This window comes from Phyllobacterium sp., from assembly GCF_037994425.1.
Lineage (GTDB): Bacteria > Pseudomonadota > Alphaproteobacteria > Rhizobiales > Rhizobiaceae > Phyllobacterium.
The window spans coordinates 1-16837 of sequence record NZ_JBBNAM010000407.1; the positions used below are offsets into that span (position 1 = coordinate 1).

Sequence of the window (16837 nt, forward strand, 5' to 3'; positions counted from 1 at the left end):
TTTGTCATGACCGGCAAGGGTGGTATCGTCGAGGTGCAGGGAACAGCGGAAGGCGAACCTTTCTCCGAAGAAGAGCTTCTCGCCTTGATGAATCTTGCTCGCAACGGCATTACGCGGCTGGTTTCCCTGCAGAAGATGGCTGTCAGCTAGAAGTCAGGACGATGCAACCATCCGGTATCCTTGAAACGGCGCTATACGTTACCGATCTGTCGGCGGCTAGGGATTTCTATGCCGGACTTCTCGGGCTCGAGATCATACTGGAGACGCCGAAGCGCTCGATTTTCTTTCGCTGCGGTTCCGGTGTGCTGATCCTGTTTGATCCCGTGCTGATCAACGAACGCCCGCCCGGCAGCCTGCCGATCCCATCGCATGGAGCTACCGGTCCGGGTCACGTGTGCTTTAGGGCGAAGCGGGATGAAATTGCCGAATGGAAATCCCATCTTGAGGCGAATGGTATCGATATAGAAAGCGAGTTTGAGTGGCCTAATGGCGCTCGCTCCCTCTATTTCCGTGATCCGAGCGGAAACTCGATCGAATTTGCCGAACCGAAACTATGGAATCTGGAATGAGAAAACTCGAAAAGGGCAAGCTGCTCGTCGCAAGTCACAATCAGGGCAAGATCAGGGAGATGATCGACCTTCTGGGTCCGTTCGGGTTTCAAGTGGTTTCCGCTGGCGATCTTGGATTGCCGGAGCCGGACGAAACGGGCACAACCTTTGAGGAAAATGCCTATATGAAGGCTTATGCCGCGGCCAAGGCCACGGGGCTTGTTGCCCTTTCGGACGATTCCGGCCTTTGCGTCGATGCGCTTGGCGGCGATCCTGGGGTCTATACGGCCGATTGGGCCGAATTGCCTGATGGCAACCGTGATTTCGGCCATGGCATGGAGAAGGTCGAAAAGGCCTTGCAGGAAAAGGGAGCAAAGAACGCCCGCGAACGTAGCGGCCGTTTCGTTTCCGTTATCTGCCTTGCCTGGCCCGACGGAGAAGCCAATTATTATCGCGGCGAGGTCGAAGGCGAAATCGTTTGGCCGCCGCGTGGCACTGCTGGCTTCGGCTATGATCCGGTGTTCAAGCCAGACGGTTATGAGACGACATTCGGTGAAATGACGGCGGAACAGAAGCACGGCTGGAAGCCCGGTGACGAGGAAGCCCTGTCGCACCGTGCCCGTGCCTTCCAGCACTTCGCCCGAGATTGTCTGGACGCAGGATGAACCACCCCGACAAAGGCGAAACCGGTTTCGGCGTCTACGTCCATTGGCCGTTCTGCATGGCCAAATGTCCTTACTGCGATTTCAATTCACATGTGCGGCATCAGCCGGTGGACCAGAAGCGGTTTGCCGCCGCCTTCGCCCGCGAACTTGCGACGATGCGCCAACGCACTGGGCAGCGCGCCGTTTCAAGCATCTTTCTTGGCGGGGGAACGCCGTCGCTGATGCACCCTGATACCGTTGGATCGGTGCTCAGTGCCATCGCGGAGAACTGGCACGTGCCGGACGGCATAGAGATCACCCTCGAGGCCAACCCGACCAGTGTCGAAGCCGATCGGTTTCGTGGCTATCGTGCCGCCGGCGTGAACCGTGTTTCTCTCGGCGTGCAGGCGCTCAACGACAGTGATCTCCGCCGTCTTGGCCGTATGCACAGTGTCGATGAAGCACTCGCCGCGATCGCGCTCGCGCGCGAGATTTTTCCGCGCCTTTCCTTCGACCTGATTTATGCGCGGCCCGAACAGAGCGTTGAAGCCTGGCGCGACGAACTCGCCCGCGCGATCTCCTATGCCGCCGACCATCTCTCGCTCTATCAATTGACCATTGAGGAAGGCACGCCGTTCTATAATCTCTGGCGGGCCGGTAAGCTCGTTACCCCGGATGGCGATCATGCGGCGGCGCTCTATGCGGAAACGCAGAATGTTACGGCGAAGCATGGTCTCCCAGCCTATGAGATATCGAACCATGCACTTCCGGGCGCGGAATCGCAGCACAATCTCGTCTACTGGCGCTACGGCGAATATGTCGGTGTTGGGCCCGGCGCCCATGGGCGCTTCATCGAAATGAATGCCCGCGCTGTAACGATCACGGAGCGGCATCCGGAAACCTGGGTTGAGAAGGTTGAGGCGGCGGGCCACGGCATTGTCGAGGAAGAGCGCCTCGATAGGGAGCAGGAGGGTGATGAGTTCCTGCTTATGGGACTGCGCCTCGTCGAAGGCATTGATCTTGCGCGCTACGAACGTCTGACCGGCCACAGTGTCAAGGAAAAGCGAGTGATCTCTCTCGCCGAGCAAGGTCTAATCGAATATGTCGGCAACAGCCGTATCCGAACCACGCAGGAGGGTGCGATCGTGCTCAATGCGGTCATTGCCGACCTGGCAGCTTGAGGGGATCATCCGTGCCCGACGCTGAAACCGTCGACCGCCACTATCAGATCGGCAGTGCCAGCTTCCGGGCCCGCCCGCTTGAGCCGGCGCTCTATATCGTGGCGACTCCCATCGGCAATCTTGGCGACATGACCATTCGCGGCATCGAGACCCTGGCTGCAGCCGATATCATCGCCTGCGAGGATACGCGGGTGAGCCGAGTCCTATTGGAGCGATACGGTATTTCGCGACGCCCATACGCCTATCATGAGCACAATGCCGACACCGCCGGCCCGAAGCTGATTGAGGCGCTTCTCGCCGGAAAGAGCGTTGCCCTCGTCTCCGATGCGGGAACGCCGCTGGTTTCCGATCCTGGCGGAAGGCTGGTGCCAGAGGCCAAGGCCGCAGGAGTCAAAGTCGTGCCCATACCCGGCGCATCGTCGGTTCTTGCCGCCCTGACCGCATCAGGGCTATTCAAGGATTCATTTTATTTTGCCGGCTTTCTATCTTCCAAGCAAGGCCAGCGGCGCGCGAGGCTGGAGCAACTTAAGGCGCTCGATGCGGCACTCGTGTTCTTCGAGTCCCCGAACCGTGCGGCTGCAACGCTTGTGGACATGGCAGATGTATTTGGCGCGGAGCGACCGGCTTCGCTCTGCCGCGAACTTACAAAGACTTACGAGACGATCGTAACCCTCCCGCTGCAAGAGCTTGCGGCTGCGTTCGAGGGCGAGGATCGCATCCGCGGCGAAGTCGTTCTCGTGGTCGGCCCGCCGATCGAGGACGCAAACATTCCCCGATCGGACAACGACATCGACGCATTGCTGCGCGCGCTCGTCCTCGAAATGCCACCGGCCAAGGCGGCAGGTGAAGCGGCACGCATGACCGGGCGGCCGAAGGGCGAACTCTATCAACGATTGCTGGCGATGAAATGAGTGGTCGGGGCGCGCGGCACAAAGCGTACCGCCGGGGCCGTTCCGCCGAACGCCTTGCCGCGCTCGCGCTCATGCTGAAAGGCTATCGCATCGTTGGCCGACGCTACCGAACCAAGCTCGGGGAGATCGATCTGATCGCGCGGCGCGGCAACATGATCGCTATCGTCGAGGTAAAGGCGAGGGCAAGGCTCGAACAGGCCATGGACTCGGTCAATGTCCTGACACAACGCCGTATCGAGGCCGCCGCCGAGCAATGGCTCGCACGTCAGCCGGATCATGCCACCCTTTCCTTGCGGTTTGACCTCGTGGCTATCCTGCCGTGGCGCTGGCCTGTTCACATCCCCGCCGTTTTCACTCTCTAAGCCAACGAATCAGTCGCGAATACGGAGGAATGATCGTGCGATCAGGTCTTTCACCGAACGAACTGAGGGAAAAGGCGCTTAGGGGTCAGGCAAAGGGCATGATCGGGCTTCTGCTTCTGCTCATGCTGCCTGCCTGGGCACTGACATTCTGGCAGGCGTGGATCTACTGGATGCTGTTTTCCGTCGCGACAACGATGATGTCGCTCTATTTCCTAAAACACGATCCGGGTCTCGTCGAAAGCCGCTTGAGCGCAGGTGCAAAGGCGGAGCGGGAGCAAAACCAAAAGGTCATCCAGGCAATGGCCAGTGTTGTCGTATGCGCGATGGTCATGGTTCCCGGTATTGAGCGGCATTTCACGGGGCTGCCGCTGCCGGTCGCCCTTGTTGTCGGCGCTGACATATTGTTCCTGATCGGACTATGGATCGTCTATCTGTCCCTGCGGGAGAACAGTCATGCGTCAAGTATCATCGAAGTCAGGTCCGATCAGCCCGTGGTCTCCACCGGTCCTTACAGCCTGGTCCGTCATCCTATGTATTCAGGCTGCGTTCTGGCGTTTTTGGCAACGCCATTCGCGCTGGGCTCACTATGGGCTTTGCCGGTCGCAATCGCGCTTAGTGTCATTATCGCTGTTCGACTTGTTTACGAGGAGCGGTTCCTCAAGGCGAATCTCGACGGCTATGAAAATTACACCGGCCGGGTCCGTTGCCGCCTCATTCCAGGTATCTGGTGAATGCGAGTTTTGGAAAGACGTAAAAAGCGCTTGCATTTCCCTATTAACACTATAAAACTAGTCGTGTATTATCAGCGCGGAGCATTGCGCTGTTGCGCCTGTTTGGATAGAGCAGGCGCCTTGTGCTGCCGTGAATGGTAGAACGAGAATCCGCAAGACCCGGCTTTTTCAGAAATTCCATGCTTCGCGTCTAGATTCGGCGCACTTCTGTTCCTTATAAATCACTGACCTTTCATGGATAATCCTGCAATCATCGGGATTATCGTGTTCATGACCATCGCTACGAGCCAGCTATCCGTCTTTCCAGCCTTTTTCCGCGTTCGGAATGAAGTGCTTGTGGTCGTTGGCAATGGGGAAGAGGCGCTCAACAAGGCGCGCCTGCTCGACCAGACGAACGCGACAGTCCGGGTTGTGGCCGATGCGCCGGAGCCGGAGCTGGCCGCTTTCCTGCGCGCTGGCAACTATGAACATGTCACAGAAAAATTTGCTCCCAAGCAACTGACCGGCGCAAAGCTGGTCTTCATCGCTACCGGCGATGAAGACCAGGACCGGGAGATTGCCGCTGAGGCCCGCCGCCAGTACATTCCGGTCAATGTTGTTGACCGTCCCGATCTTTGTGATTTCTTCACGCCTGCGATTGTCAACCGCGCACCACTTGCCATCGCTATCGGTTCGGAAGGCACCGGACCGGTTCTGACGCAGATTATCCGCGCCAGCATCGACGCCGCCTTCTCGCCGCGTCTCGGCGATCTCGCGCGGCTCGCCAATGCCTATCGTCCGGCAGTCGAACGTTTGGTCAAGAAGGGCCTGCCACGCCGCTTATTCTGGCGCTCGTTCTTTTCCGGCGCCGTCGCGAGCAATGTCTACAGCAATGATCTGGCGGGCGCGCATGCCGCTGCATCAGTGCTGCTCGATAATCAGGAAACGGCCAAGGGGTACGTCTGGCTGGTCGGAGCAGGACCTGGCGCTGAGGATTTACTGACGTTGCGGGCGCACCGCGTGCTTATGGAAGCTGATGTTATCGTTTATGACGCGCTCGTGCCGGAAGCCGTTGTAGCCATGGGTCGCCGCGATGCGACGCGCCTTTCCGTCGGCAAGCGCAAGGGCTGCCACTCGAAGAGCCAGAGCGAGATCAATGATCTGCTCGTTGCGCTTGGACGTGAAGGCAAGCGCGTCGTGCGGCTGAAATCGGGTGATCCACTTGTTTATGGCCGCGCGGGTGAAGAAATGGCTGCGCTGCGCGATGCCGATATTCCCTTCGAGATCGTTCCAGGCATCACCTCCGCATTCGCTGCGGCCGCTGACATGCAGTTGCCATTGACCTTGCGCGGTGTTGCCTCCTCGCTCGTCTTTACGACAGGCCATGACATGACTGGCGAAGTTCTCCCGGACTGGGCGCGCCTCGCGATTTCAGGTGCGACTATCGCCGTCTACATGGGCCGTAGTGTTGCCGCCTCGGTCGCAGAACGCCTGATAGAGGCGGGTCTTCATGCCGATACAGGCGTTGCGGTAATCGAGAATGCGGGCAGGACGGATCGGCGCATGTTCCATGGCACGTTGAACGACCTGCCGTCGCTCGAGCGCCGTGACGATTTGAGCGGACCGGTCATGGTCGTCATCGGCGATGCCGTTGCCGGGGCTGCCATCGACAAGGCCGAGGCGCTGTCCGCACAGAACAAGAATTCCGTGGCGTTGCGCCACCTTGAAACCAATGCTGCCTGAACGCGAAGGATCACGATCATGAGTGTCAAAGTTCTTACCGCAAATCGCCTGACCGATGGTGAAGCCGTATGGCTGGGTGCCAATGGCGAATGGCTCGAGCACATCGATGGCGCGCTGATCGCCCGTCACGCCGAAGCGGTGACGGCACTTGAAGAAGCAGGCAAGGCGGCAATCAAGTCAAACCTCGTTATCGACGTCAATGTGATCGATGTCGAAGAGCGCGGCACCAATCTTTATCCGTTGCGCCTGCGCGAGCGTATCCGTCAGCTCGGCCCCACCATTCGCCTCGATCTGGGCAAGCAGGCTGAAAAGCGCAAAGCCACCGCTGCTTAATTCTTGAAGGTTCGCATTCATGTATCGTTATGACGAGTTTGACCACGCATTCGTTTCTGCCCGCGTGGAACAATTCAAGGATCAGGTGGAGCGCCGTCTTGCCGGCGAATTGACCGAGGACCAGTTCCGTCCGCTGCGGCTGATGAACGGCGTCTATCTGCAACTTCATGCCTATATGCTGCGCGTGGCCATCCCCTATGGCACGCTGTCGAGCCGCCAGATGCGCAAGCTCGCCCATATCGCCCGCCATTACGACCGTGGCTACGGTCACTTCACGACGCGACAGAATCTCCAATACAATTGGCCGGCGCTCAAGGACATGCCGAAGGTTCTCGATGAACTGGCGTCGGTCGAGATGCACGCGCTGCAGACCTCGGGCAATTGCATTCGCAATGTTACGGCTGACCATTTCGCCGGTGCTGCCGCCGACGAGGTAGCCGACCCTCGCCCCTATGCGGAAATCCTCCGCCAGTGGTCGTCGATGCATCCGGAATTTTCGTATCTGCCGCGCAAGTTCAAGATTGCGGTGACAGGGGCCGAGCGCGACCGCGCCGCCATCCAGGTCCACGACATCGGCCTGCATTTGAAGAAAAACGAGGCTGGTGAACTTGGCTTTGCTGTCTATGTCGGCGGCGGTCAAGGGCGCACGCCGATGGTTGCCAAGAAGATCAGAGATTTTCTCCCGGTCGAGGATCTCCTTTCCTACACGACCGCAATCATGCGCGTTTATAACCTCAGTGGCCGCCGCGATAACAAATACAAGGCGCGTATCAAGATCCTGGTGCATGAGACCGGCACCGAGGAACTCACACGCCAGGTCGAGGCGGAATGGCAGGTTCTGAAGGATAGCGATCTCAAGCTGCCGCAGAAAGATGTGGACGCCATCGACAGCTATTTCCGTGCGCCGAACCTGCCGCAGCGTCCCGAGGGTTGGTCAGGACTTGCCGCCGCCCGCAAGGCCGATCACGCCTTCTCGGCATGGGTCGACCAGAACGTCACGCCGCACAAAAACCCGGATTACGGCGTCGTCACCATATCGCTGAAGCCCATTGGCGGCATTCCGGGCGACGCGACCGATGCCCAGATGGACCTCGTCGCCGATATCGCCGAGAAGTTTTCGCAGGATGAAATCCGCGTCAGCCATGAGCAGAACCTTGTTCTGCCCCACGTCGCGATAGCTGACCTGCGCATCGTTTACGATCTGCTTCTGACCGGTGGTCTAGCAACGGCCAACGCGGGGCTCATCACCGATATCATCGCGTGCCCGGGTCTCGACTATTGCGCCCTTGCCAATGCCAGGTCGATTCCCGTTGCCCAGCGCATTTCGGAGCGCTTCGGCAAGCCGGGGCGCCAGGCCGACATCGGTGAACTCAAGATCAAGATCTCGGGCTGCATCAATGCCTGCGGCCATCATCACGTCGGTCATATCGGCATTCTCGGCGTCGAGAAGAAGGGCGAGGAACTCTACCAGATCTCCCTGGGTGGCTCGGGCGACGAGATCTGCACGATCGGCGATATCACCGGTCGCGGTTTCTCCTCCGAAGAGATCGTCGACGCGGTCGAGACCATCGTCGATCGCTATCTCGAAATCCGCGCAGACAAGGAAGAGACTTTCCTTGCCGCCTACCGGCGCGTCGGCGCCGCACCTTTCAAGGATGCGCTCTATAGCGAGGCCGCAAATGCTGCTTGAGTTCAATGAGACAACCGTAGCGGATGAAGCGCGCTCGCTCGAAGCCCGCTACGGCAACCTTGAACCGCTGGATGTCATCGAACTGGCCATCGACCATCTCTTCAATGAGGAAATCGCGGTGGTCTCTTCGTTCGGGGCGGAATCCTCGGTACTGCTTCATTTGATCGCGCAGATCGACCGCGCAACGCCGGTGCTCTTTCTGGAAACAGGCAAGCATTTTCCGGCGACGCTGCGCTATCGCGACCAATTGGTCAGCGAGCTTGGCCTGACGGACGTACACGATATTCATCCGCTCAAGCAGAGCCTGAAGGATGAAGATCCCTATGGCGCGCTTTCCATGACCAACAAGGACCGGTGCTGCTATATTCGCAAGGTCGAGCCGATGGCGCGAGCTGTTGCGCCTTACCGCGCCTGGATGACCGGCCGCAAGCAGTTCCAGGCCTCTACACGCACAAGCCTGCCAGTCTTCGAGTCGGTGGGGTCGCGTGTGCGAATCAATCCGCTTGCTCACTGGACCTCAGCCGACCTCAAGGCCTATATGAGCGCGCACGAGCTGCCGCCGCATCCGCTGGTCGCCGAAGGCTATCGTTCGATCGGCTGCATGCCCTGCACGTCGCCCGTCAAGGAAGGCGAGGATGATCGAGCCGGTCGCTGGGCGGGTTCAGACAAAACCGAGTGCGGTATTCATCTGGTTGGCCTCACCGACCAATTGAGCAATATTTCTCTGACGGATTCGAATTTATGAGCGACATTTCCGAAAAGCCGGCTGGTGAACTATGGGGCCGCGAGGGGTTCCGCGAGGATCCCTATATTGCGGCAGCGACGCTGGACGAGGCCGGAGATGCTCCCGCGGTCATTCTGCCGCTTGCTGTATGGCTCGGTCTCGAAGATGACGTGCGGTTCGCAACGAACCGGCGGATCGGCGTCTCCGTTGCCCCGGGCGAGAACATCGAGCCGCTCCTTACCCTGCTCGATCGCATACCCCTGATCGCCCTCGAATTCCCCGCCTTTAATGATGGGCGCTCCTATTCGAAGGCCGAGATGCTGAAAAACCAGCATCAGTTCAAAGGCGAACTGCGCGCTGTGGGCGATGTGCTGATCGATCAAGTGGCCTACATGCTTCGTACCGGCTTCGACACATTGAAGGTCACGCATGCGGTCACACTTGCGCGCCTTGCCGGCCACAATCTTCACGACACGCCTGTTTATTATCAGCCGGGCAGGGGATCACACACGGCCCCCGGAACCTATAGCTGGCGCCGAGTCCCGGTCGCCTGATCCTTCTTCACGATATCACTTGGAAAGCACTCTATGTCCGAAACGATTGAAACAGATGTGGTTATTATTGGCGCAGGTCCTGTGGGCCTCTTTGCCGTGTTCGAGCTCGGCCTCCTCGACCTTCGCGCCCATGTGATTGATATTCTCGACCGGCCGGGCGGCCAGTGCGCCGAGCTCTATCCGGAAAAGCCGATCTATGACATCCCCGGCTTGCCGGAGGTAACCGGCCAGGACCTCACCGACAACCTGTTGAAGCAAATCGCTCCCTTCAATCCACAGTTCCATTTCTCGACGATGGTGACGGCCTTGACGAAGCTCGAAGACGGTCGCTTCCGCGTCGAGACTGATGCGGATGAGGTTTTCCTCACCAAGGTCATCGTCATTGCCGCCGGCGGCGGATCCTTCCAGCCGAAGCGCCCGCCCGTACCGGAAATCGAGCTTTATGAGGGGACGAGCGTCCATTATGCCGTGCGCAAGATCGAAGCTTTCCGCGGCCATGACGTCGTCATTGTCGGAGGCGGCGACTCCGCCCTTGACTGGACGCTCAACCTCGAACCGGTGGCAAAATCGGTAACCCTCGTACATCGCCGTCCCGAGTTTCGTGCCGCGCCCGACAGCGTCAACAAGATGTGGGCGCTCGAGAAGGAAGGCCGCGTCAGGTTCCGCATGGGCCAGGTGAGCAATCTCGAAGGTGCCGAGGGCCAATTGTCGAAGGTCGTCATCAAGGGAGCCGAAGGCGACGAGCATATCGAGGCCGGTCGCCTTTTGCCCTTCTTCGGGCTCACGATGAAACTCGGACCGATTGCCGACTGGGGCCTCAACCTCGATCAGAACCTGATTGCGGTCGATACGGAGAAGTTCGAGACCTCCGAACCCGGTATCTTCGCGATTGGCGACATCAATACCTATCCCGGCAAATTGAAGCTGATCCTTTCGGGCTTCCATGAGGCCGCGCTCATGTCGCAGGCGGCAAAGCGTATCGTTTCGCCAGGCGAACGGATCATCTTCCAGTATACGACGTCATCCACCTCATTGCAGAAGAAGCTGAAGGCGGCATAGGACACTGATGAACTCCGACTCCCTCTATATCCACGTCACCGATCAACACGGCAAGCGCCACACGCTGGAAGCCCTCGAGGGTTTCCGCGTGATGGAGGTTATCCGCGATTGGGGCCTCGACCTAAAAGCAGAATGCGGCGGCGCCTGTGCCTGCGGCACCTGCCATGTCTATATCGGCGATGATTGGACGGAAAAGCTCTACGAGCCGCAGGACGAGGAAATCGATCAGCTCGACGTGACCTTTCACGTCGAGGACAATTCGCGCCTTTCCTGCCAGCTGATCATGACGGCGGAACTCAACGGTCTCGAAGTTACGCTTGCGCCGGGCACACAGCGCGACAGCGTGGCAGCCTAGATCACGACGACCCGCGCACCGAGAGGTACCCGCGCGTACAGGTCCATCACGTGCTCGTTTATCATGCGGATGCAGCCGTTGGAGACGGCACGGCCGATGCTCCATGGCTCCGTCGTACCGTGGATGCGATAATAGGTATCCCGGCCGTTTCGATAGAGGTAGAGCGCCCGCGCTCCGAGCGGGTTGTGCGGCCCGCCTGACACTCCGCCGGCATAGCGGGCGTATTTGTTCGGCTGGCGGCTGATCATGCCCTTGGTCGGCACCCAGCGCGGCCATACCTCCTTGCGCCCGATTTTAGCAGAGCCGTGGAAGGCGCGGCCTGCCCTGCCAACGCCGACGCCGTAGCGCCGTGCAGTGAACCCGTCCTCGACCAGATAAAGAAATCGGCTGCGTGGATCGATGACAACCGTGCCTGGTGCGAATGATGAATCGAAGGAAACATATTGCGGCTGAAATACCGGATTGATGACGAATGGTTTCCTGGCGGGCTTTGCGAGCGCCGCCTGCGGCGCCGTGGCAGCCGCAAGAACACCGGTCAAGAAAAAGCGTCGCGTCAGCATCTCATCCCCCAACTTGGCTGCTGTCCGTCAAAGGACACTACACTTTCAGGAGGATTCTGTCCGGTAATTACTGACTCATCGTTTACGCCGGCTCAACTTTTTGTGATGAAATGGCGACCGGAAGCCGCCTTTCAAGGTCAGGCTATACGTCCGATGCGCTCGATGAGGAGATCGTAGAAGCCTTCGTCATCGACGTCGCGGATGTAGTAGGCATTCTTCGGGCGGTCGGTGATGCCCCACCAGTCGACCACGGTCATTCCGAGCGTGAGTTCGTTGGCGGCATCGACTGTCACGTTGCACGTGCGGCCACGGTAAAGTTCCGGCTTGAGCAGGTAGGCGATGACGTTCGGATCATGCAGCGGTCCGCCGTCGCTTCCGTATTTTTCCTCATCGAAACGCTCGAAGAATTCGAGCAGCTCGACGCAGGCGTCGCCGGCGCGTGTGCCCATGGCGCGAAAGCGGTCGACGCGCTTTGCCGTAGAGAGGGCCTTGTGCGTGACATCGAGGGGCAGGATCGTAACGGGGACACCTGACTGCAGCACGATCTGCGCCGCATGCGGATCGACGTGGATGTTGAATTCGGCCGTTGGCGTAATATTGCCACCTTCGAAGAACCCGCCGCCCATGAGGACGATTTCACGGATATGGGGCGCAAGTTCGGGTGCCCTGATCAGGACGTGCGCTATATTTGTAAGTGGACCGAGCGCGCATAGCGTGACGCTTCCGGGTTCTTCACGGCGCAGCGTCTCGATCATGAAATCGACGGCGTGCTGCTCCTGGAGCCGCATTGTCGGCAAAGGCAATTCCGGACCGTCGAGTCCGGTTTTGCCGTGGACATGTTCGGCGGTGATTAGAGGCCGCAGCAGCGGGCGATCCGCGCCTGCAAAGACCTTTGCATCGGATCTCCCGGCGAGTTCGCAGATTTTCCGGGCATTGAGCTCGGTAAGGGCGAGCGGCACATTTCCGGCAACGGCGGTAATACCAAGCACATCAAGTTCTGGACTGGCAAAGGCCATGAGGATGGCAAGGGCATCGTCTTGGCCGGGATCGGTATCGATTATGATTTTACGCGTCATTTCCTACTTTCTCGTGACCTGAACCCGGCCATCTCTTGAACTCCCTGATTCGATCGACCATATCATTTGGCAAAGGCGAAGTGCTGTCGATGACGGGTTTCGCTTTTAGGTCGCTTTTATCAAGGACTGCACCAATGACACGAATGACGCCATTTTCAAGCCCTTTGCTGCTTGGCTTTGACTCGATGGAAAAGACGCTGGAGCGCATAGCGAAGTCTGGCGACGGCTATCCACCCTACAATATCGAGCGCATACGCAGTGCTGACGAGTGCGAGCAGCTCCGTATCGTTCTCGCTGTTGCTGGCTTCGCCAATGACGATCTCGAAGTTACGACGGAAGACAACCAACTGGTCATCCGCGGTAGGCAGGCCGATGAAGGCGAACGCGAATACCTGCACCGTGGCATCGCGGCGCGCCAGTTCCAGCGCATATTTGTTCTTGCCGATGGAATGCGCGTAAGTGCTGCCACATTGAAGAATGGGTTGTTGTCGATCGATCTCGATCGGCCGGAACCCGAACGATTAGTCAAACGCATCAACATTGCTGTTGAGGACTGATCGTGGCTCTAACAGGACAGGGCTTCGAAATAGACTGTCCGAATATGGAGGCTGACATGCAAAACACTGTTCACAAGACCCCATTCTCCGACATTGAATTCGCACGGCTGGGCGCCGGGCAGGTCGCCTACATGCGCAAGGTCAAGACCGACGAGCTCGCTCACAGCTTTCCGGCACTCCCGCCGATGACACCGGGGGTCGAGCTTTGGGCGCTGTTCGCCGCCAACGGCGATCCCATCGTCCTTTCCGATGAGCGCGACAACGTGCTTGTCGGCGCCCAGGAGCATGAACTGCGCACCGTGATGCTGCAGTAAACGATGAGATGCGCGTGGTTCAGACCTTGACGGCCTGTTCCACGCGATCCTCAGCGCCAAACACTTCCAGATACCGCTTGATTTCTGCCGGATCGCCCGTGGCCTTTTTCGGGTTGTCCGACAGCTTGACCGCCGGACGGCCATTGGTTTCGCTCACCTTGCAGACGAGCGAAATGGCGTTGAGGCGGTCGTTGTAGCGAGGCGCGCAATCCTCGAAATCATTGGTCAGGTTGGTTCCCCAACCGAAGCTCATGCGCACCTTGCCGCGAAAATGATGATAGGTTTCCTCGATCGTATCGACGTCGAGCCCATCCGAGAAAACCAGCAGTTTCTGGCGCGGATCCTTCCCCTTCGACCGCCACCAGGCGAGAATTTTCTCGCCGCCCTCGATTGGCGGGGCGCTATCGGGACGAAAACCGGTCCAGTCGGCCACCCAATCGGGCGCATCGCGCAGAAAACCTGCCGTACCGAACGCGTCGGGCAGGACGATCAGCAGATTTCCACCATAATAGCGGTTCCAATCCTGGAGAACCTTGTAGGGCGACTTGACCAGTTCAGCTCTTGTGGTGCTGAGCGCCGCGAGCACCATAGGCAATTCGTGGGCGTTGGTGCCGAGTGCCTCAAGATCATTGTCCATGGCCATCAGGACGTTGCTCGTTCCGGTAAACGCCGGGCCGATGCCTTCCTTCAGCGCCTCGACGCACCAGCGCTGCCAAAGGAAGGAGTGACGGCGGCGCGTTCCGAAATCGGAAATCCTGATGTCGGGGAGCGTGCGCAAGCGTTCGACCTTCGACCACATCTTGGCTTTGGCACGGGCATAGGTGACGTCGAGTTCGAAGCGACCCATCTGTTTCATGGCGGCACGTGAGCGCAACTCGTTGATAATGGTCAGCGACGGGATTTCCCACATCGTCGTGTACATCCACGGCCCATAGAAATTCAGGACATACTGGCCGTCCTGCCGCGTCAGCTCATATTCGGGCAGCTGGAAGTTGGTCAGCCATTCGAGAAAATCCGGCTCGAAGATTTGCCGCTTGCCGTAGAACGTATTACCGCCAAGCCAGATCATTTCCTTCTTGCTGAAGCGGACTGTTCGCGCGTGGTCGAGTTGAGCGCGAAGTTCCTGTTCGTCGATCTCGTCGGCAAGCCTTACTTTGGTCGTGCGGTTGATAAGGGTAAACGTGGCGTCGACATTGGGATACAGACCCCAGATCATCTGCAACATCAAAAGCTTGTAAAAGTCCGTATCGAGCAGGCTGCGAACGATCGGATCCAGCTTCCATGTGTGGTTGAACACACGTCGTGCGATATCGGTCTTCGTCGCCATAAGGCGCTCTCCTTGCGAATATTCCGCCAGCCATGTTGCACGGCAACTATCCGCCTTCAAGCGGAGCTGGCCAAATTCAGCGGATCTTCGATTTTAGGCCTTCCATTAAATCTTTGTAACCTCACCGAATTGTCATTAACGGTTCAGGCAAAGCACCTTATCGTCTTTTCAAACTCACCCGTTCGCGCTGGATGACGCGTTGGGGTATAATCAATTTTAGGCGCTGGCTCTGCTTTGACGCGGGACCGGCGTCTTGGAGTGATGGATGAAGCTTTGGAAACAACTGGCTCTGGTTATGGTGATCCTTGGCGCTGCTGGGGTCGGCTGGCTGTACTTCTTTCCCGGTTCAAGTGATTTGCTGAAGAAAGCTGGCATCGACCGCAATCAGACCGCGGCGACCGAACCCGCCTCTGGACAAAAACAGAAGCGGAGCGGACAGCCACTGCCGCTCGTTACGGTTCGTGCTGCAGGCGACGCCAAGATCAATGACAGGCTCACGGCCATCGGCACCGGCAAGGCGAAGAGTTCGGTCTCCGTAACTCCCTATGCCGCCGGGCGCCTCACCGAAATCCTCGTTACCTCCGGCAGCCATGTGAAGAATGGCGATGTCATTGCCAGGCTCGATTCCGAATCAGAAAGTATCCTGGCGGACAAATCGCGGACAGCCCTCAAGGATGCCGAGGCAAAGCTGAAACGCGCCGAGAACCTCTCGACCACCAACACCGTGTCGGCGGTTCAGGTCTCCGACGCCGAACTTGTCGTTGAAAATGCGCGGCTGAACCTGCGCGAGGCCGAACTTGCACTCGACCGGCGCGCCATCCGGGCGCCAATCGGCGGCACCGTCGGCATATTCCCGATCAATGCCGGCAACTATGTCACCACGTCAACACAGGTTGCGTCCATCGACGACCGGTCGGAACTCCTCGTCGATTTTTGGGTGCCCGAGCGCTTCGCCCCGGCAGTCGAAATTGGCGCAGAGGTTTCGGCAACGTCGATTGCCCGTCCCGGCGAATCCTTCGCCGGTGCAGTGAGCGCCATCGATAATCGCGTTGACCCTACAAGCCGCACGCTTCACGTCCAGGCAAAGATCACCAACCCGAAGGACACGTTGCGCGAAGGTATGGCGTTCCAGGTAGCGCTTGGTTTTCCGGGCGAGACCTATCCGACTGTCGATCCGCTGTCGATCCAGTGGGGGACGGATGGCGCCTATGTGTGGCGCGTCGTCGATAATAAAGCGTCGCGCGTGCCGGTGCGGATCGTCCAGCGCAATACGACCGACGTACTCGTCGAGGCCGAGATCAACCCGGGAGACCAGATCGTCGCCGAAGGCGTCCAGTCTGTCCGGCAAGGCGAACTCGTCCAGATCCAGGGGCAGCCGGCACCGGAGCAGGCAAGGCCACTTGCATCAGCCGGCGAGCAAGGCTGAGGCGACGACATGAGCACCTCCCAGGGTCAGGCCGGCTTTACCGCCCTATTCATTCGCCGACCGGTTTTGTCGCTCGTGTTGAACGCATTGATCGTCGTTGCGGGACTGGCGGCGTTCTACGGCGTCGACGTCCGCGAACTACCCGATGTCGACCGTCCGGTCGTGACCGTGACCACCGATTTCACCTCGGCAGCCGCAGAGACTGTCGATCGCGAGCTCACCTCGGCTATCGAAGGCGCGGTGTCGCGCGTCTCCGGCGTCAAGTCCATCTCATCGAGTTCGTCGTTCGGCAATAGCCGCGTGACAGTCGAGTTCAACGATGACGTCGATCTCAACGTGGCAGCAGCCGATATGCGCGATGCCATCAGCCGTATCTCCAACACGCTGCCCGACGAAGTCGACCCGCCTCGCATCGTCAAGGCGGATGCCAATTCCGACGCAGTAATGCGACTCGCCGTCACGTCAGACACGATGGCGGTAGAAGACATGACGGTCCTCGTCGAAGACCAGATCGAGGACGTGCTTGCCTCGGTGCCGGGCGTTGCCGATGTGCAGATCAACGGCAATCGCAGCAAGATTTTCCGTATCGATATCGATCAGGGCAGACTGTCGGGCCTCGGAATGAATATTGCGGACATCCGCAATGCGCTCAACACGATGGCCTTCGACACGCCGGCAGGCCAGCTCAACAGCAATGATCAAAGCATTGTTGTGCGTGCCCAGGCGCCGGTGACGACTCCCGAAGATTTTGAGAACATCATCA

General features: G+C 58.9%; 20 protein-coding genes and 1 pseudogene. 18 read left to right on the plus strand and 3 right to left on the minus strand.

Going from position 1 to position 16837, the window contains the following annotated elements:
• The 14 genes and pseudogenes from AAAB35_RS26860 to AAAB35_RS26925 all read left to right on the plus strand — a co-directional run.
• Positions 1-150: pseudogene (locus AAAB35_RS26860) on the plus strand (ribonuclease PH); the annotation flags it as partial.
• Between the two features lie 11 nt (positions 151-161).
• Positions 162-569, plus strand: a complete 408-nt coding sequence (locus tag AAAB35_RS26865) for a VOC family protein (RefSeq protein WP_340671385.1) — start codon at positions 162-164, stop codon at positions 567-569.
• Entirely contained in the window at positions 566-1213 is a 648-nt protein-coding gene (gene rdgB, locus AAAB35_RS26870; protein WP_340671386.1) for an RdgB/HAM1 family non-canonical purine NTP pyrophosphatase, read from the plus strand. The genes AAAB35_RS26865 and rdgB overlap by 4 nt, the downstream gene beginning before the upstream one ends.
• Complete coding sequence (gene hemW, locus AAAB35_RS26875) at positions 1210-2373, plus strand: radical SAM family heme chaperone HemW (RefSeq protein ID WP_340671387.1); 1164 nt, start codon at positions 1210-1212, stop codon at positions 2371-2373. The genes rdgB and hemW overlap by 4 nt, the downstream gene beginning before the upstream one ends.
• An 11-nt stretch (positions 2374-2384) precedes the next feature.
• On the plus strand, positions 2385-3284 hold the full coding sequence (gene rsmI / locus AAAB35_RS26880) for a 16S rRNA (cytidine(1402)-2'-O)-methyltransferase (RefSeq protein WP_340671388.1): 900 nt from the start codon (positions 2385-2387) through the stop codon (positions 3282-3284).
• A complete protein-coding gene (locus AAAB35_RS26885; RefSeq protein ID WP_340671389.1) occupies positions 3281-3646 on the plus strand; it encodes a YraN family protein in 366 nt (121 codons plus the stop codon). The genes rsmI and AAAB35_RS26885 overlap by 4 nt, the downstream gene beginning before the upstream one ends.
• 35 nt (positions 3647-3681) lie before the next feature.
• Positions 3682-4377 (plus strand): isoprenylcysteine carboxylmethyltransferase family protein, encoded by a 696-nt coding sequence (locus AAAB35_RS26890; RefSeq protein WP_340671390.1) that lies wholly within the window; start codon positions 3682-3684, stop codon positions 4375-4377.
• A gap of 270 nt (positions 4378-4647) precedes the next feature.
• A complete protein-coding gene (gene cysG, locus AAAB35_RS26895; RefSeq protein WP_340671405.1) occupies positions 4648-6099 on the plus strand; it encodes a siroheme synthase CysG in 1452 nt (483 codons plus the stop codon).
• 18 nt (positions 6100-6117) lie between these two features.
• The gene (locus AAAB35_RS26900; RefSeq protein ID WP_340671391.1) at positions 6118-6432 is read left to right on the plus strand and encodes a DUF2849 domain-containing protein; all 315 of its coding nucleotides are present in this window, start codon (positions 6118-6120) and stop codon (positions 6430-6432) included.
• Positions 6433-6451: 19 nt separating this feature from the next.
• Positions 6452-8122 carry a nitrite/sulfite reductase gene (locus tag AAAB35_RS26905; RefSeq protein WP_340671392.1) on the plus strand — a complete coding sequence of 557 codons (1671 nt, stop codon included), beginning with the start codon at positions 6452-6454 and terminating at the stop codon, positions 8120-8122.
• The gene (locus tag AAAB35_RS26910) at positions 8112-8867 is read left to right on the plus strand and encodes a phosphoadenylyl-sulfate reductase (protein WP_340671393.1); all 756 of its coding nucleotides are present in this window, start codon (positions 8112-8114) and stop codon (positions 8865-8867) included. Before AAAB35_RS26905 ends, AAAB35_RS26910 begins: the two co-directional genes overlap by 11 nt.
• On the plus strand, positions 8864-9400 hold the full coding sequence (locus tag AAAB35_RS26915) for a DUF934 domain-containing protein (RefSeq protein ID WP_340671394.1): 537 nt from the start codon (positions 8864-8866) through the stop codon (positions 9398-9400). The genes AAAB35_RS26910 and AAAB35_RS26915 overlap by 4 nt, the downstream gene beginning before the upstream one ends.
• Before the next feature lie 33 nt (positions 9401-9433).
• Positions 9434-10459, plus strand: coding sequence for an NAD(P)/FAD-dependent oxidoreductase (locus AAAB35_RS26920; protein ID WP_340671395.1), 1026 nt, complete (start codon positions 9434-9436; stop codon positions 10457-10459).
• 7 nt (positions 10460-10466) lie between these two features.
• The gene (locus tag AAAB35_RS26925; protein ID WP_340671396.1) at positions 10467-10814 is read left to right on the plus strand and encodes a 2Fe-2S iron-sulfur cluster-binding protein; all 348 of its coding nucleotides are present in this window, start codon (positions 10467-10469) and stop codon (positions 10812-10814) included.
• On the opposite strand, the gene AAAB35_RS26930 is transcribed toward AAAB35_RS26925, so the two are convergent.
• Positions 10811-11374, minus strand: a complete 564-nt coding sequence (locus AAAB35_RS26930) for a L,D-transpeptidase (RefSeq protein WP_340671398.1) — start codon at positions 11372-11374, stop codon at positions 10811-10813. The two genes, AAAB35_RS26925 and AAAB35_RS26930, sit on opposite strands and share 4 nt — an antisense overlap.
• Before the next feature lie 137 nt (positions 11375-11511).
• Positions 11512-12450, minus strand: a complete 939-nt coding sequence (locus AAAB35_RS26935; RefSeq protein WP_340671399.1) for a nucleoside hydrolase — start codon at positions 12448-12450, stop codon at positions 11512-11514.
• Between the two features lie 134 nt (positions 12451-12584).
• On the opposite strand from AAAB35_RS26935, the gene AAAB35_RS26940 reads away from it, so the two are divergent.
• Both AAAB35_RS26940 and AAAB35_RS26945 read left to right on the plus strand, forming a co-directional pair.
• A complete protein-coding gene (locus AAAB35_RS26940) occupies positions 12585-13007 on the plus strand; it encodes an Hsp20 family protein (RefSeq protein ID WP_340671400.1) in 423 nt (140 codons plus the stop codon).
• Between the two features lie 56 nt (positions 13008-13063).
• Positions 13064-13321 carry a DUF1150 family protein gene (locus AAAB35_RS26945; protein ID WP_340671401.1) on the plus strand — a complete coding sequence of 86 codons (258 nt, stop codon included), beginning with the start codon at positions 13064-13066 and terminating at the stop codon, positions 13319-13321.
• Between the two features lie 19 nt (positions 13322-13340).
• Here the strand turns inward: AAAB35_RS26945 and pncB are convergent, their stop codons facing one another.
• Positions 13341-14648, minus strand: a complete 1308-nt coding sequence (pncB, locus tag AAAB35_RS26950) for a nicotinate phosphoribosyltransferase (protein WP_340671402.1) — start codon at positions 14646-14648, stop codon at positions 13341-13343.
• Between the two features lie 265 nt (positions 14649-14913).
• Here pncB and AAAB35_RS26955 point away from each other — a divergent pair, with 265 nt between their 5' ends.
• The gene (locus tag AAAB35_RS26955) at positions 14914-16074 is read left to right on the plus strand and encodes an efflux RND transporter periplasmic adaptor subunit (protein WP_340671403.1); all 1161 of its coding nucleotides are present in this window, start codon (positions 14914-14916) and stop codon (positions 16072-16074) included.
• A gap of 9 nt (positions 16075-16083) precedes the next feature.
• A partial coding sequence (locus AAAB35_RS26960) for an efflux RND transporter permease subunit (protein ID WP_340671404.1) occupies positions 16084-16837 on the plus strand: 754 nt, incomplete at its 3' end.

What these genes read in the sequence shown, in the direction of transcription:
- AAAB35_RS26865 (WP_340671385.1), top strand. Translation starts at nt 162, where the DNA reads ATGCAACCATCCGGTATCCTTGAAACGGCGCTATACGTTACCGATCTG.
- rdgB (WP_340671386.1), top strand. Translation starts at nt 566, where the DNA reads ATGAGAAAACTCGAAAAGGGCAAGCTGCTCGTCGCAAGTCACAATCAG.
- hemW (WP_340671387.1), top strand. Translation starts at nt 1,210, where the DNA reads ATGAACCACCCCGACAAAGGCGAAACCGGTTTCGGCGTCTACGTCCAT.
- AAAB35_RS26885 (WP_340671389.1), top strand. Translation starts at nt 3,281, where the DNA reads ATGAGTGGTCGGGGCGCGCGGCACAAAGCGTACCGCCGGGGCCGTTCC.
- cysG (WP_340671405.1), top strand. Translation starts at nt 4,648, where the DNA reads ATGACCATCGCTACGAGCCAGCTATCCGTCTTTCCAGCCTTTTTCCGC.
- AAAB35_RS26900 (WP_340671391.1), top strand. Translation starts at nt 6,118, where the DNA reads ATGAGTGTCAAAGTTCTTACCGCAAATCGCCTGACCGATGGTGAAGCC.
- AAAB35_RS26905 (WP_340671392.1), top strand. Translation starts at nt 6,452, where the DNA reads ATGTATCGTTATGACGAGTTTGACCACGCATTCGTTTCTGCCCGCGTG.
- AAAB35_RS26910 (WP_340671393.1), top strand. Translation starts at nt 8,112, where the DNA reads ATGCTGCTTGAGTTCAATGAGACAACCGTAGCGGATGAAGCGCGCTCG.
- AAAB35_RS26915 (WP_340671394.1), top strand. Translation starts at nt 8,864, where the DNA reads ATGAGCGACATTTCCGAAAAGCCGGCTGGTGAACTATGGGGCCGCGAG.
- AAAB35_RS26920 (WP_340671395.1), top strand. Translation starts at nt 9,434, where the DNA reads ATGTCCGAAACGATTGAAACAGATGTGGTTATTATTGGCGCAGGTCCT.
- AAAB35_RS26925 (WP_340671396.1), top strand. Translation starts at nt 10,467, where the DNA reads ATGAACTCCGACTCCCTCTATATCCACGTCACCGATCAACACGGCAAG.
- AAAB35_RS26930 (WP_340671398.1), bottom strand. Translation starts at nt 11,374, where the DNA reads ATGCTGACGCGACGCTTTTTCTTGACCGGTGTTCTTGCGGCTGCCACG.
- AAAB35_RS26935 (WP_340671399.1), bottom strand. Translation starts at nt 12,450, where the DNA reads ATGACGCGTAAAATCATAATCGATACCGATCCCGGCCAAGACGATGCC.
- AAAB35_RS26940 (WP_340671400.1), top strand. Translation starts at nt 12,585, where the DNA reads ATGACACGAATGACGCCATTTTCAAGCCCTTTGCTGCTTGGCTTTGAC.
- AAAB35_RS26945 (WP_340671401.1), top strand. Translation starts at nt 13,064, where the DNA reads ATGCAAAACACTGTTCACAAGACCCCATTCTCCGACATTGAATTCGCA.
- pncB (WP_340671402.1), bottom strand. Translation starts at nt 14,648, where the DNA reads ATGGCGACGAAGACCGATATCGCACGACGTGTGTTCAACCACACATGG.
- AAAB35_RS26955 (WP_340671403.1), top strand. Translation starts at nt 14,914, where the DNA reads ATGAAGCTTTGGAAACAACTGGCTCTGGTTATGGTGATCCTTGGCGCT.